This window comes from Neisseria sp. P0021.S006, assembly GCF_051956895.1.
The window spans coordinates 1-467 of the sequence record NZ_JBQCWZ010001182.1; the positions used below are offsets into that span (position 1 = coordinate 1).

Annotated in this window: 1 protein-coding gene; it reads right to left on the reverse strand. The window is 49.0% G+C overall.

Annotated elements, in window-relative coordinates; all coding sequences use genetic code 11:
* Positions 1 to 143: 143 nt before the first annotated feature.
* A partial coding sequence (gene rmuC, locus ACTHUM_RS19365) for a DNA recombination protein RmuC (protein WP_440403920.1) occupies positions 144 to 467 on the reverse strand: 324 nt, incomplete at its 5' end.

Below are 467 nucleotides of genomic sequence, written 5' to 3' on the forward strand. Positions count from 1 at the left end.
GTAGAAATTGACATTTGTGTTGTGAGTACAGATGGATTTCATCAGGGTATGAACTTGCTCGGCATAGCCGGTATCGGCGGCAAGGACGATGGTGATGTTGCTCATTGGTTAAATTCCCTTTATTTGCAATGTCTTAAGTTTTATCAGTCATTTTCTTGGTCTTGCGCGGTCGGCAAGGTGGCGTGGTCTTCGTTTTCCGACATGGCTTTTTCTAATAAATCGCGTTGCAGCTGTTTGCCGGCTTTGATGCCCAATTTGCGCAGTTTTTCGGTGCTGCTGATGAGATTGCCCCTGCCGGAAACCAAGCGGCCATAGGCCGTCTGAAATTGGGATTGAGCCTGACCAAGCGCTTTATTGATGCCGTCCATGCTTTCGACAAAGCCGACAAATTTGTCATAGAGTTTGCTGCCTGCCTCGGCAATCGCCAGCGCGTTTTGGTTTTGCTGCTCGTTGCGCCAGATGTTGGC